Annotated in this window: 9 protein-coding genes and 1 riboswitch; of the genes, 2 read left to right on the forward strand and 7 right to left on the reverse strand. The window is 72.9% G+C overall.

What is annotated here, in order from left to right; translation table 11 throughout:
- Positions 1-48: 48 nt before the first annotated feature.
- The 3 genes from D1J63_RS08925 to D1J63_RS08935 all read right to left on the reverse strand — a co-directional run bounded on the left by D1J63_RS08925 (position 49) and on the right by D1J63_RS08935 (position 5,239).
- Entirely contained in the window at positions 49-1,242 is a 1,194-nt protein-coding gene (locus tag D1J63_RS08925) for a nucleotide pyrophosphatase/phosphodiesterase family protein (protein WP_125628491.1), read from the reverse strand.
- The gene (locus tag D1J63_RS08930) at positions 1,242-1,838 is read right to left on the reverse strand and encodes a DUF5998 family protein (RefSeq protein ID WP_042825364.1); all 597 of its coding nucleotides are present in this window, start codon (positions 1,836-1,838) and stop codon (positions 1,242-1,244) included. Before D1J63_RS08930 ends, D1J63_RS08925 begins: the two co-directional genes overlap by 1 nt.
- Before the next feature lie 152 nt (positions 1,839-1,990).
- On the reverse strand, positions 1,991-5,239 hold the full coding sequence (locus tag D1J63_RS08935) for a bifunctional GNAT family N-acetyltransferase/acetate--CoA ligase family protein (protein WP_125628492.1): 3,249 nt from the start codon (positions 5,237-5,239) through the stop codon (positions 1,991-1,993).
- A gap of 201 nt (positions 5,240-5,440) precedes the next feature.
- Between D1J63_RS08935 and D1J63_RS08945 the strand changes: the two genes are divergently transcribed.
- Positions 5,441-5,722 carry an HPr family phosphocarrier protein gene (locus tag D1J63_RS08945; RefSeq protein WP_007445064.1) on the forward strand — a complete coding sequence of 94 codons (282 nt, stop codon included), beginning with the start codon at positions 5,441-5,443 and terminating at the stop codon, positions 5,720-5,722.
- Positions 5,723-5,844: 122 nt separating this feature from the next.
- Here D1J63_RS08945 and D1J63_RS08950 read toward each other — a convergent pair whose 3' ends face one another.
- The 4 genes from D1J63_RS08950 to D1J63_RS08965 all read right to left on the reverse strand — a co-directional run bounded on the left by D1J63_RS08950 (position 5,845) and on the right by D1J63_RS08965 (position 10,554).
- The gene (locus D1J63_RS08950; RefSeq protein ID WP_125628493.1) at positions 5,845-6,540 is read right to left on the reverse strand and encodes a GntR family transcriptional regulator; all 696 of its coding nucleotides are present in this window, start codon (positions 6,538-6,540) and stop codon (positions 5,845-5,847) included.
- A gap of 128 nt (positions 6,541-6,668) precedes the next feature.
- Entirely contained in the window at positions 6,669-7,433 is a 765-nt protein-coding gene (locus D1J63_RS08955) for a M23 family metallopeptidase (RefSeq protein ID WP_125628494.1), read from the reverse strand.
- Positions 7,434-7,445: 12 nt separating this feature from the next.
- A riboswitch (cyclic di-AMP (ydaO/yuaA leader) is annotated at positions 7,446-7,610 on the reverse strand.
- Positions 7,611-7,801: 191 nt separating this feature from the next.
- Entirely contained in the window at positions 7,802-9,190 is a 1,389-nt protein-coding gene (locus D1J63_RS08960; RefSeq protein WP_125628495.1) for a pitrilysin family protein, read from the reverse strand.
- The gene (locus D1J63_RS08965; RefSeq protein WP_102929396.1) at positions 9,187-10,554 is read right to left on the reverse strand and encodes a pitrilysin family protein; all 1,368 of its coding nucleotides are present in this window, start codon (positions 10,552-10,554) and stop codon (positions 9,187-9,189) included. The genes D1J63_RS08960 and D1J63_RS08965 overlap by 4 nt, the downstream gene beginning before the upstream one ends.
- A 337-nt stretch (positions 10,555-10,891) precedes the next feature.
- On the opposite strand from D1J63_RS08965, the gene D1J63_RS08970 reads away from it, so the two are divergent.
- Positions 10,892-13,348, forward strand: coding sequence for a DNA topoisomerase IV subunit A (locus D1J63_RS08970; protein WP_102929395.1), 2,457 nt, complete (start codon positions 10,892-10,894; stop codon positions 13,346-13,348).
- The last annotated feature ends 2 nt before the right edge of the window (positions 13,349-13,350 follow it).

Consider the following 13,350-nt stretch of genomic DNA (forward strand, 5'->3'; position numbering starts at 1 on the left):
TGGGCACCTTTCGGCGGAGGAGGGGCTTGGGAGGAGGGGCTTGCGGGGTCAGGAGCGTACTTCGAGCAGCGGGACGAGCTGCTCGGCCGGGGTCATCGAGCCGTGGTTGCCGACCATCGCCGACTCCTTGGGCTCACGCTCGGAGGCGATGAGCAGGACGTCGTCACGCGCCGCGGCGACCACGTCGCCGATACGGGCGTACACCCGGTCGTCGACGCTGGGGCCGAACCAGCCCGCGGCGATGGCCTCGTCCCGGGACGCCACCCAGAACTGCTCGCCGAGCACCTCGCGCCAGCAGGTCAGCACGTCGCTCCGGGCGCCGGGGACGGCGTAGACGTGGCGGGCGCGGCCCTCGCCGCCGAGGAGGGCGACGCCCGCCTTCAGCTCCCAGTCCTCGTCGAAGTCGATGCGGTGCTCCTCGTCGAAGGGCACGTCGACCATGCCGTGGTCGGCGGTGACGTACAGGGCGCTGCGCGGCGGGAGCTGCTCGGCGAGGCGCTGGACGAGCCGGTCGACGTGGCCGAGCTGGCCGCGCCAGGTGTCGGAGTCGACGCCGAAGCGGTGGCCGGCGCCGTCGACCTCGGCGTAGTACGTGTAGACGAGGGCGCGGTCGGCGCGGGCCAGCTGCTCGGCGGCGCAGTCCATCCGGTCCTCGCCGGACAGCCGTCCGTGGAACTCGCCGCCGCTGAGCGCGACCTTGGTCAGCGGGGTGTTCGCGAAGGTCGGTGAGGAGACCTGGGCCGCGTGCACGCCCGCCTCGTGGGCCAGGCCGAAGACGGTGGGGTACGGCTGCCAGGGGCCGGGCGCGGTCCAGGGCTGCCAGCGGAGCTGGTTCATCAGCGCGCCGGTGGCGGGATCGCGCACCGTGTAGCCGGGCAGGCCGTGGGCGCCCGGCGGGAGTCCGGTGCCGACGGAGGCGAGGGAGGTCGCCGTCGTGGCCGGGTAGCCGGCGGTGATCGGGCGCCCGGTGCCGCCGCGCGAGCTGTCCAGGAGCGAGGTGAGGAAGGGGGCGTCGTCGGGGTGCGCGCGCAGCTGCTCCCAGCCGAGGCCGTCGATCAGGAAGACGCAGTTGCGGTCGGCCGGGGTCAGCTCGGTGATCCCCGCGGTCATGCCGGGGACGCCGAGGCCGGCGGCCAGGGTGGGCAGCAGGTCGGCGAGGGAGCCCGTGCCGTACTCGGGTACGGGGGCGGAGTCGACGGGGAGCGGTTCCGGGTGGGTGTCCCAGGCGGTGTACTGCGCCATCAGCGGGCGGAGTCCGCGGTCGCCTCGGAGAGGGCCTGGGCGAAGGCGAGCGCCTGGCGCACCGTCTCGGGCCCGTCGCCGGCCTCGCTGACGCGCAGGCTGAGGTCGTCGGCCGTGGAGCTGCCCGTGTAGCCGTGGTCGGCCTCGCAGTTGGGGTCGCCGCAGGCGGCCGGTTCCAGGTCGAGGCGGGAGACGGCGCCCCAGCCGATGGTCAGCACGATCTCGCGGGGCAGTGTGCCCGGCTTGTACTGCTCCGGGTTGGCGACGACGCGGCTGACGACGATGGACGAGATCCGGCCGAGCTTGACGGACTCCGTGGACGTGGTGGCGTACGGCGTCGGGGAGGTGTCGTCGGCGGCCTGCTCGTCGGTGTGGCTGACGATGAAGCGGTTGCCGGTGAGGACCAGCACGGTCACGTGCCGGCGCACCTCGTTCTGGTCGAACGTCGTCTCCTGGTGGACCAGGTACGACCGCACGGGCTCGCCGCCCACGGCGGCCTCCACCGCCTCGGCCACGAGGGCCGGGTAGTAGCCACTGCGCTCGATCGCCGCTCGCAGCCCCTGGGTCGTCGTACTGGTCTTGGCCATGCCGTCCATCCTACGGGGACCCACTGACTGCGAGGGACGCTCCTGCGGTACCCGTCCCGGGCCGTGCGCGGTGCGGAGAACCGGGCGTGCGCGGTACCGGGGCCGGGCGTGCGCGGTACGGGGGCCGGGCATGCGCGGTGCGAGGGCCGGGCGGCGGCGGATCAGTACGCCGGCATGGTCCGCGGGCCCAGGTCGTCCCTGGCGGGCGGGGGCGCGAGGCGGACGGAGGCACCGAGGACGCTCAGGCCGTGCGGGGCGACCACGACCGGCTCCAGGGTGACGGCGACGACCTCCGGGTGGTCGTCGACCAACCGGGAGACCCGCAGCAGCAGCTCCTCCAGGGCGGCGGAGTCGACGGGGGCCGAGCCGCGCCAGCCGAAGAGGAGGGGTGCCGTGCGGATCGAGCGGATGAGCGAGGTGGCGTCCCGGTCGGTGACCGGGATCAGCCGGTGCGCCATGTCGCCGAGCAGCTGCGTGGCGGCGCCGGCCAGGCCGAAGGAGAGCACCGCGCCGGCCGCCGGGTCGATGACCGCCCGTACGACGGTGTCGACGCCGCGCGGGGCCATGCCCTGCACCACGGGGCGCAGCTCCGCGGGTTTTCCGAACAGCTCGGTCAACTCGGCGTAGGCACGGCGCAGCTGCTCCTCGTCCGCCAGGTCGAGGCGTACGCCGCCCAGGTCCGCGCGGTGACGCAGGTGCGGGGCGGTGGCCTTGAGGGCCACGGGGTAGCCGAGGGTCCGCGCGGCGGCCGCGGCGTCGTCGGGGGTGGGGGCGGGCAGGGCGCGGTGGACGTGGACGCCGTACCTGCCGAGCAGGTCGCAGGTCTCCCGGTCGCCGAGGGTGAGCCCCTGTCCGCGCGCGAGGAGGCCGGCGATCTGCTCGGCGGCGCCCTTCTCGTCGATGTCCTCGTACTCGGGCACCTTGCCGGGGTCGGCGGCCTCGCGCCGCCACTGGGCGTAGGCGACGGCCTCACCGAGTGCGCGGACGGCACGCTCGGCGGCGGGGTAGGCGGGGATCAGGTGGGTTCCCGCCGGGGCCGGGGCCGGGGCGGCGGGCTGCGACGGGGCCGGGGGCGGGGCGGCGGACGAGCCGGACGAAGCCGCCGCGGCCCCGCCTGGAGCGGCGGGGGGCGTGCTGCTCGGACCACCCCGGGCGGGGCTGCTCGGGGCCGCCCCAGAAAGAGCGTCCGGAGCGGTCCCGGTGACGCTGCCCGGAGCGGCGCCAGGAGAGGTGCCGGGAGTGGAATCGGCGGCGGTGCCCGGAGTCGCCCAGGACGGGGCGCCCGGAGCTGCCGGAGAGGCGAGGCCCGGATCGGCCTGTGGGGCGGCGCCCCCAGTGGCCTGTCGGGCGGCACCCGGAGCGGAATCGGCCGTGGGGCTCGACGGAGCCGGAGCAGCTGATCCGGGCTCGACCCGAGAGGCAGTGCCCGGCACAGCCGGAGGGGCCACGCCGGGAGCGGAATCAGCCGCGGCACCCGGCGCAGGCAGAGCGGCGGGGTCCGGCGCAGTCGGGGCGGTCGGGGCCGGGTCGGCCTGGGGGGCGGTGCTTGTCGCCGCCGACAGGGCCTCCGCCAGGCCGCCCAGCTCGACGTGGACCACGAGGACCGGCTTGGTGGGGACCGCGGCCGCCGCCGAGCGCAGCGCCTCGGCCAGTGCGGCGTCCCCGGCGGCGCCCTCCCCCACCGTGGGGATCGCGGTCACCACGACCGCGTCGCAGGTGTCGTCGGCCAGGGCCCTGGCCAGGGCGGCGTGGAAGTCGTCGGCCGACGCGGCGGTCGTCAGGTCCAGCGGGGGCTGCGGGCGCAGGCCCTCGGAGAGGCACGCGTCGTACGTGAGCAGTCCCAGGGACTCGGAGTTGCCGAGGATGGCCACCCGCGGTCCGGTCGGCAGCGGCTGGCGGGCGAGCAGCAGCCCCGCGTCGACCAGCTCCGTGATGGTGTCGACCCGGATCACGCCGGCCTGGCGCAGCAGCGCGGAGACCGTCGCGTGCGGCAGCCGTGTCGCCCGTACGGCGTGTCCCTGGGGTGCCACGCCGCCGTGCCGGGCGCCCTGCACGACGACCAGGGGCTTGGCCGCGGCGGTCCGCCGGGCGAGGCGGGTGAACTTGCGCGGGTTGCCGATGGACTCCAGGTACATCAGCGCGACGTCGGTGTCCGGGTCGTCGTACCAGTACTGCAGGACGTCGTTGCCCGAGACGTCGGCGCGGTTGCCGGAGGAGACGAAGGTGGAGACGCCGGTGTGGCCGGTGACCCCGCCGCCGCGCCGGTGCAGCCGGGACAGCAGGGCGATGCCGATGGCGCCGGACTGGGCGAACAGGCCGATCCGGCCGGGGCGCGGCATCTCGGGGGCGAGGGAGGCGTTGAGCCGCACGTCCGGGGAGGTGTTGACGATCCCGAAGGCATTGGGCCCGATGATCCGCATGCCGTACGTGCGCGCCTGACGCACGAGGGCCCGCTGCCGCTCACGGCCTTCGGGGCCGCTGTCGGCGTACCCGGCGGAGATCACCACGAGGCCCTGCACGCCGTGCTCGCCGCACTCGGTGACGACGTCGGGGACGTGCGCGGCGGGCACGGTGACGACGGCGAGGTCGACGGGCCCGTCGATGTCGCGCACGGAACGGCACGCCGGAACCCCGTCCAGGGTCTTCTGCTCCTCGGGAAACGCCCTGTTCACGGCGTACAGGCGGCCCGTGTAGCCGGCGTCCCGGATGTTGTCGAGGATGCTGCGGCCGACGCCGCCCGGGGCGCGGCCGGTGCCGACGACCGCGACCGAGCCGGGCTGCAGCAGCCGCTGGACGGAACGGGCCTCCGCGCGCTGCTCGCGCCCGTACTGCACGGCGAGCGAGCGGTCGGTGGGTTCGAGACCGAATTCCAGGCGGACCACGCCGTCCTCGAAGCTCCGCTTCTGGGTGTATCCGGCGTCCATGAAGACTTTGATCATCTTGGTGTTGGCGGGCAGCACCTCGGCGGCGAAGCGGCGGATGCCGCGCTCGCGGGCGACGGCGGCGATGTGCTCCAGGAGGGCGGAGGCGACGCCGCGTCCCTGGTGGGCGTCCTGGACGAGGAAGGCGACCTCGGCCTCGTCGGCAGGTGCGGTGGCGGGTGTTCCGCCGGCGCCGATCCGGTCGTAGCGTACGGTGGCGATGAACTCGCCGCCGATGGTGGCCGCGAGTCCCACCCGGTCCACAAAGTCGTGGTGCGTGAAGCGGTGGACGTCCTTGGCGGACAGGCGAGGGTACGGCGCGAAGAAGCGGTAGTACTTCGACTCGTCGGAGACCTGCTCGTAGAAGCTGACCAGGCGCTCGGCGTCATCAACGGTGATGGGGCGGACGCGCGCGGTGCCGCCGTCGCGCAGCACCACGTCGGCTTCCCAGTGGGCGGGGTACTCGTGCCGGTCCGACGAGGTCTGCATGGGCCCCAGACTACGGCTCGCGTACGACAACGGCGCGGGGCAGTCTGTGGACAACGGAATCCCGGACCGAGGCCGCGGTCCGGGCACCGCACGGGACGGCACACGCGGTCGTCCCGGCTTGCTTCACGATGTGGGAAACTGGTCTAGACAACATGGTCTAGACAACTTCAACCCCTCTGAACACCTGAAGGGCAGCATCACATGGCTGAGCGCCGCGTCAACGTCGGCTGGGCCGAGGGTCTCCACGCCCGCCCCGCCTCCATCTTCGTCCGAGCCGCCACGGCCACAGGCGTCCCGGTGACGATCGCCAAGGCCGACGGGTCCCCCGTCAACGCGGCCTCCATGCTGGCCGTCCTCGGCCTCGGCGCCCAGGGTGGCGAGGAGATCGTCCTCGCCTCCGACGCCGAGGGCGCGGAGGCCGCCCTGGACCGGCTGGCGAAGCTGGTCGCCGAGGGGCTCGAGGAGCTTCCCGAGACCGTCTGACGGACAAAGGAACAGCAGCACCGAAAGGCCCGCCGGTACCACCGGACGGGCCTTTCTCCTTTTCCGTTCCGAGCGCTGGAAAAGCGGTCCGGAATTCCCCGCCCCTTTCTACGGCACTTGTGTTACTTCGGCAGCACCGCCGTGTTTACGGAATGTTGCGCATTCCTCACGCGCTCCGTCCGCCCGCTGCCGGAGGCGAACCGCAGCCGGTACGCCGATGTCGACCGCTCGGTGTGCAGCGTCATGAGCGCCCGGGCGCGTTCGCTGTCGCCCCGGGCCACCGCGTCGACGATCGCGCCGTGCTCCGCCCAGTGTTGCACGGGTCCGGCCGGGGCCTCCTGGACGTACATCCAGGCGATCTTGTGGCGCAGTTGCGTCAGGAGTGCGGCCAGGGAGGGGCTGCCCGCCGCCCGGGCGAGGGTCTCGTGGAACCAGCCGCCCAGCGGGCGCAGATCCTCCCCGTCGCTCTGCCCGGCCCGCTCCTGGCCCAGCCTGACCAGGCCGCGCAACACCCTGAGGTGGGCCTCGGTGCGCCGCCGGGCGGCCCGGGAGGCACCGAGCGGCTCCAGGAGAGCGCGGGTCTCCAGCAGGTCGGCGGCCTCCTGCTCGGTCGGTTCCGCGACGCAGGCGCCCGCGTGCCGCCGGGTCACCACGAAGCCCTCCGCCTCCAGCGTGCGCAGGGCCTCGCGCACGGGGACGCGCGAGACGCCGTAGCGGCGGGCGAGGATTTCCTCGGTGAGCCGGCTCCCGCGTCCGTGGACGCCGGCGACGATGTCGTCCCGGATCGCCGTACACACAGAATGCGCCGGAATACGCATGACCGACCTCCGCCTTGATCCCTGAAACGTCGACGATGGACGCATGTTCAGCGACTCTAGGCCAATCAAGCGAATATGGAATGCGAAAAGCCCCGACTCAAGGAGGCGGGGCTTTTCGGATGCGGCCGTCAGACGTTCACGCCGTGCGAGCGGAGGTAGGCGACGGGGTCCATGTCCGAGCCGTATTCGGGGCTCGTGCGGGCCTCGAAGTGCAGGTGCGGTCCGGTGACGTTGCCGGTGGCCCCGGAGAGGCCGATCTGCTGGCCGGGCTCCACCGACTGGCCGACCGAGACGCCGATGGAGGACAGGTGCCCGTACTGCGTGTACGTGCCGTCGTGCATCTTGATCACGACCTGGTTGCCGTACGCCCCGCCCCAGCCGGCCTCGACGACGGTGCCGACGCCCACTGCGTGCACGGTCGTGCCGCTGGAGGCGTGGAAGTCGATCCCGGTGTGGCTGCCGGAGGACCACAGGGAGCTGCCGGCCTGGTAGGCGGTGGAGACGTAGGAGGCCGTGATCGGCGCGACGAAGGTGTTGAGGCGCTTGCGCTCCGCCTCCCGGGCGGCGCGCTCCTTGGCCTCGCGCGCCTCCTTGGCCGCCTCGGCCGCCCGCTCGCGGGCCGCTTCCCGGGCCGCCTCGCGGGCGGCGGCGTCCACGGCCGCCTGCTTCTGGGCGACGGCCTGGGCGTCGATCTCGTCGGCTACGGAGTCGCCGATGGTGACGACCGGGGTGAGCCCGCTCTGCTCCACCTCGGGCTCGGCGGCGAGCGCCGGAGCCGCGAGGGTGCCGACGACGCCGGTGGTGGCGAGGGCCGCGACTCCCGCCGCGCGGGCGGTGGTGCGGTGCACCCGACTGGGACGGCGGTGCTTCCCGGTGGCGCGCGTGAACGCCATGTAGAGGCTTGTCCTTTCCTTCCCTCTCGCCTACCGGGTTAGCTGACGGGTTCGGAGGTGGAAGGTCTCCTACGGACCCCCTCGCTGCGCGCGCGGGCGTCCGATTCACCCCAGGGACTGCGTTGGGTCCCCGGCTCCCCTGGCTCGCGCCGTACGGGGACTCGGCGATGACTGTCCGGTGCCGCGGGTGCGGCGCACTGCCTGACGAACAGCCCGGAAGACGCTAAACGCGGCTGTGTTCAATCCTCAAACGCAACAGGCTTTTTGTAGCGCACGCCACAGGGCAGACGGGCAGCCACTCCCCCAATCCGGACATACGGCGGCCCTGGTGACACTCCGGTCACCAGGGCCGCCCCACGCGCGTGCCGCTACTCGGCCGCCACCACGGTGACTTCACCGATGCCGAGGGCCTCGACGGGCTCCTTGATCTGCGCCGCGTCGCCGACGAGGACCGTCACGAGGCGGTCCACCGGGAAGGCGTTCACGACCGCCGCCGTGGCCTCCACGGTGCCCGTGGCGGCGAGTTGACGGTAGAGCGTCGCCTGGAAGTCGTCGGGCAGGTGCTGCTCGACCTGGTCGGCGAGCGTGTCCGCCACGGCCGCCGCCGTCTCGTACTTGAGCGGCGCCACACCCACCAGGTTCTGCACGGCCACGTCGCGCTCGGCGTCGGTGAGCCCCTCCGCGGCGAGCTTGCGCAGCACCGTCCACAGGTCCTCCAGGGCGGGACCGGTGTTGGGGGTGTCGACGGAGCCGCTGATGGCGAGCATCGCGGCGCCCGTGCCGTCCGGCGCGGACCGCAGGACCTGGCCGAACGCCCGTACGCCGTAGGTGTATCCCTTCTCCTCGCGCAGGACGCGGTCCAGGCGCGAGGTGAGGGTGCCGCCGAGGCAGTACGTGCCGAGCACCTGGGCGGGCCACACGCGGTCGTGCCGGTCGGCTCCGGTGCGGCCGATCAGCAGCTGCGTCTGGACGGCGCCGGGACGGTCCACGATGACGACCCTGCCCCGGTCGTCGGCGGTCACCGGGGGCACGGGGCGCGGCTCGGCGGCCGAACCGGTCCACGCGCCCAGGGTGTCGCCGAGCAGCGCGTCCAGGTCGACGCCGGTGAGGTCGCCGACGACCACCGCGGTGGCGGTGGCGGGGCGGACGTGCCGCTCGTAGAAGGCGCGTACGGCGGCCGAGTCGACGGCCGCGACGGTCTCCTCGGTGCCCTGGCGCGGGCGCGACATGCGCGAGTCGGCCGGGAACAGCTCCTTGGAGAGTTCCTTCGCGGCCCGGCGGGAGGGGTTGGCCAGCTCGTGCGGGATCTCGTCGAGCCGGTTGCGCACCAGCCGTTCGACCTCGCCGTCCGCGAAGGCGGGCGCCCTGAGGGCGTCGGCGAGCAGGCCGAGCGCCTTGGCCAGGCGCGAGGCGGGCACCTCCAGGCTCAGTCGGACACCGGGGTGGTCGGCGTGCGCGTCCAGGGTGGCGCCGCAGCGCTCCAGCTCGGCGGCGAAGTCCTCGGCGGAGTGCTTGTCGGTGCCCTCGGAGAAGGCGCGCGCCATGATGGTGGCGACGCCGTCGAGACCGGCCGGCTCGGCGTCCAGGGGCGCGTCGAGGAGCACCTCGACGGCGACGACCTGCTGGCCGGGGCGGTGGCAGCGCAGCACGGTGAGCCCGTTGTCGAGGCTGCCGCGCTCGGGGGCCGGGAAGGCCCACGGCTTGGGCTCGCCGGCCTGCGGCTGTGCGTGGAAGTCCATGGTGGCGAGCTCGGTCACTTGGCCGCCTCCTCGTTCTCGTCGGTGGCGTCGGTCGGGTCGGCGTCGGTCTCGTCGGCCGGGGCGGTGGGCTCGTAGACGAGCACCGCGCGGTTGTCGGGACGCAGGCGGGCCTTGGCGACCTCCTGGACCTCCTCGGCGGTCACCTCCAGCACCCGCTGCACGGCGGTGAGGGCGAGCTGCGGGTCGCCGAACAGGACGGCGTACCGGCACAGTTCGTCGGCGCGGCCGGCGACCGTGCCCAGGCGGTCCAGCCACTCCCGCTCGAGCTGGGCCTGAGCGCGCTCCATCTCCTCGGCCGTGGGGCCCTCCTCGGCGAACCGGGCCAGCTCCTCGTCGACGGCGGTCTCGATGACCGGCACCTCGACGTCGCCCGACGTCTTCACGTCCAGCCACCCCAGGGAGGGGGCTCCGGCGAGGCGCAGCAGGCCGAACCCGGCGGCCACGGCCGTACGGTCGCGGCGCACCAGCCGGTTGTAGAGACGGGACGACTCGCCGCCGCCCAGGACGGTCAGGGCGAGGTCGGCCGCGTCGCACGCGCGCGTGCCGTCCTCGGGGAGGCGGTAGGCGGCCATCAGGGCGCGGGCCGGGACCTCCTCCTCGACGACCTCGCGCAGCTGCTCGCCCATGACGTCGGGCAGCGAACCGTCCCGGGGCGGCTGCTTGCCGTCGTGGGAGGCGATGGAGCCGAAGTACTTCTCGATCCAGGCCAGCGTCCGCTCGGGGTCGATGTCGCCGACGACCGACAGCACCGCGTTGTTCGGCGCGTAGTAGGTGCGGAAGAACGCGCGCGCGTCCTCCAGGGTCGCCGCGTCCAGGTCGGCCATCGAGCCGATCGGCGTGTGGTGGTAGGGGTGGCCCTCCGGGTAGGCGAGGGCGGTCAGCTTCTCGAAGGCCGTGCCGTAGGGAACGTTGTCGTAGCGCTGACGGCGTTCGTTCTTGACGACGTCGCGCTGGTTCTCCATGGACTCCTCGTCCAGGGCGGCCAGCAGGGAGCCCATGCGGTCGGCCTCCAGCCAGAGGGCGAGCTCCAGCTGGTGGGCGGGCATGGTCTCGAAGTAGTTGGTCCGCTCGAAGCTGGTGGTGCCGTTGAGCGAGCCGCCGGCGCCCTGCACCAGCTCGAAGTGGCCGTTGCCCTTGACCTGGGCGGAGCCCTGGAACATGAGGTGCTCGAAAAGGTGAGCCAGGCCGGTGCGTCCCTTGACCTCGTGGCGCGAACCGACGTCGTACCAGAGGCACACCGCCGCGACCGGGGTCAGGTGGTCCTCGGAGAGCACCACGCGCAGGCCGTTGGCCAGGCGGTGCTCGGTCGCTGTCAGGCCGCCGGAGCCTGCCTGGGCTGTGGCCGTGTGACCCATGGGCATGTACGTCCCTTCGATCGCGAAATATCTGGTGGGATCACTGGGTGAACCACCGGGTGGAATCAGCGGGCGGAACTGCGGAATTCCGCCGATCCTGCCACTGTATGCAAGCGTGCGGGCCGCCGGTGGAGTTCCCGGAGCTCGTACGCCGAGAGCGAGCAGGCGGTTGACGGGCCGCCGGGGACGGCTGCGCGGACGGTGCCGCGGCACGAGGGCGTACTCTGCGGGCAGCGCCGGGCCGGGCAGCCCGTGACGGGTCCTGGTCGGTCGCTGTCAGTGCCGCAGTCCACAATGGACGGCGTCAGTTCACCGTTCACGCTTCAGCAAGGAGCCGGCAGCGATGGCCCGCCGTAGTACGAAGACCCCGCCGCCCGACGACTCGTACGAGGAGAAGATCCTCGACATCGACGTCGTCGACGAGATGCAGGGCTCCTTCCTCGAGTACGCGTACTCGGTCATCTACTCCCGTGCGCTGCCGGACGCCCGCGACGGCCTCAAGCCGGTGCACCGCCGCATCGTCTACCAGATGAACGAGATGGGCCTGCGGCCCGAGCGCGGCTACGTGAAGTGCGCCCGCGTCGTCGGCGAGGTCATGGGCAAGCTGCACCCGCACGGCGACGCGTCGATCTACGACGCGCTCGTGCGCATGGCCCAGCCGTTCTCGATGCGCGTCCCCCTGGTGGACGGCCACGGCAACTTCGGCTCGCTGGGCAACGACGACCCGCCGGCCGCCATGCGGTACACCGAGTGCCGCATGGACGAGGCCGCGGGCCTGATGACGGAGTCCATCGACGAGGACACCGTCGACTTCGCCCCCAACTACGACGGCCAGGAGCAGGAACCGGTGGCGCTGCCCGCCGCCTTCCCGAACCTGCTGGTCAACGGCGCCTCGGGCATCGCGGTCGGCATGGCGACGAACATGCCGCCGCACAACCTGCGCGAGGTGATCGCGGCGGCCCGGCACCTGATCCGGTACCCGAACGCCGACCTGGACGCGCTGATGAAGCACGTGCCGGGCCCCGACCTGCCCACCGGCGGCCGCATCGTCGGCCTGCCCGGCATCCGGGACGCGTACGAGACGGGGCGCGGCACCTTCAAGATCCGCGCGACGGTCTCGGTGGAGACGGTGACGGCCCGCCGCAAGGGTCTCGTCGTCACCGAGCTGCCCTTCGCGGTCGGCCCCGAGAAGGTCATCTCGAAGATCAAGGACCTGGTCGGCTCGAAGAAGCTCCAGGGCATCGCGGACGTCAAGGACCTGACCGACCGCGAGCACGGACTGCGCCTGGTCATCGAGATCAAGAACGGCTTCGTGCCCGAGGCGGTCCTGGAGCAGCTCTACAAGCTGACGGCCATGGAGGAGTCCTTCGGCATCAACAACGTCGCCCTGGTGGACGGCCAGCCCCTCACCCTGGGCCTCAAGGAGCTGCTGGAGGTCTATCTCGACCACCGCTTCACCGTCGTCAGGCGCCGCAGCGAGTTCCGCCGCAGCAAGAAGCGCGACCGGCTGCACCTGGTGGAGGGCCTGCTCACCGCCCTGGTCGACATCGACGAGGTCATCCGGCTCATCCGCTCCAGCGAGAACTCCGCCCAGGCCAAGCAGCGGCTGATGGAGCGCTTCTCGCTGAGCGACGTCCAGACGCAGTACATCCTGGACACACCGCTGCGCCGGCTCACCAAGTACGACCGCATCGAGCTGGAGTCCGAGAAGGACCGGCTGAACGCGGAGATCGAGGAGCTGACCCGGATCCTCGACTCGGACGCGGAGCTGCGCAAGCTGGTCTCGGCCGAACTGGCCGCGGTGGCGAAGAAGTTCGGCACCGACCGCCGTACGACGCTGCTGGAGTCGAGCGGCGCCCCGGTCGCCGCCGTGCCGCTCCAGGTGGCGGACGACCCGTGCCGGGTGCTGCTGTCGTCGACGGGCCTGCTGGCCCGCACCGCGAACGACGAGCCGCTGGTCACGGAGGCGGGCGCCAAGCGGATCAAGCACGATGTGATCGTCTCCGCCGTGCCGGCCACGGCGCGCGGCGAGGTGGGTGTCGTCACGTCCGCGGGGCGGCTGCTGCGGGTGAACGTCGTGGACCTGCCCCAGCTCCCGGAGTCCATGCCGGCACCGAACCTCGCGGGCGGTGCGCCGCTGGCCGAGTTCGTGTCCTTCGAGGACGACGAGGACGTGGTCTGCCTGACCACGCTGGACGAGTCCTCGCCGGGCCTGGCGCTCGGCACGGAACAGGGCGTCGTCAAGCGTGTGGTGCCCGACTATCCCTCCAACAAGGACGAGTTGGAGGTCATCACCCTCAAGGAGGGCGACCGCATCGTCGGCGGGGTCGAGCTGCGCACGGGTGACGAGGACCTGGTCTTCATCACGGACGACGCCCAGCTGCTGCGCTACCAGGCCTCGCAGGTCCGCCCGCAGGGCCGTCCGGCGGGTGGTGTGGCGGGCATCAAGCTCGCCGACGGCGCAAAGGTCATCTCCTTTACGGCGGTGGACCCGGCGGCGGACGCGGTGGTCTTCACGGTGGCCGGTTCGCGCGGCACGCTGGACGACTCCGTGCAGACCACGGCCAAGCTGACGCCGTTCGACCAGTATCCGCGCAAGGGCCGCGCCACGGGCGGGGTGCGGTGCCAGCGGTTCCTGAAGGGCGAGGACTGCCTGGCCTTCGCCTGGGCGGGCGCCACCCCGGCGCTCGCCGCGCAGAAGAACGGCACGCCGGCCCAGCTCCCGGACATGGACCCGCGCCGCGACGGCTCGGGCGTGTCGCTGCCGAAGACGGTGTCGGTGGTGGCGGGTCCGGCGTAGGG

The sequence above is a fragment of the Streptomyces sp. KPB2 genome, assembly GCF_003950055.1.
GTDB classification, from domain to species: Bacteria; Actinomycetota; Actinomycetes; order Streptomycetales; family Streptomycetaceae; genus Streptomyces; species Streptomyces salinarius.

Bases quoted from the DNA above. Each gene is read 5' to 3' on its own strand.
- D1J63_RS08945 (WP_007445064.1), top strand. From the start codon at position 5,441: ATGGCTGAGCGCCGCGTCAACGTCGGCTGGGCCGAGGGTCTCCACGCC.
- D1J63_RS08950 (WP_125628493.1), bottom strand. From the start codon at position 6,540: ATGCGTATTCCGGCGCATTCTGTGTGTACGGCGATCCGGGACGACATC.
- D1J63_RS08930 (WP_042825364.1), bottom strand. From the start codon at position 1,838: ATGGACGGCATGGCCAAGACCAGTACGACGACCCAGGGGCTGCGAGCG.
- D1J63_RS08955 (WP_125628494.1), bottom strand. From the start codon at position 7,433: ATGGCGTTCACGCGCGCCACCGGGAAGCACCGCCGTCCCAGTCGGGTG.
- D1J63_RS08935 (WP_125628492.1), bottom strand. From the start codon at position 5,239: ATGCAGACCTCGTCGGACCGGCACGAGTACCCCGCCCACTGGGAAGCC.
- D1J63_RS08925 (WP_125628491.1), bottom strand. From the start codon at position 1,242: ATGGCGCAGTACACCGCCTGGGACACCCACCCGGAACCGCTCCCCGTC.
- D1J63_RS08965 (WP_102929396.1), bottom strand. From the start codon at position 10,554: ATGCCCATGGGTCACACGGCCACAGCCCAGGCAGGCTCCGGCGGCCTG.
- D1J63_RS08970 (WP_102929395.1), top strand. From the start codon at position 10,892: ATGGCCCGCCGTAGTACGAAGACCCCGCCGCCCGACGACTCGTACGAG.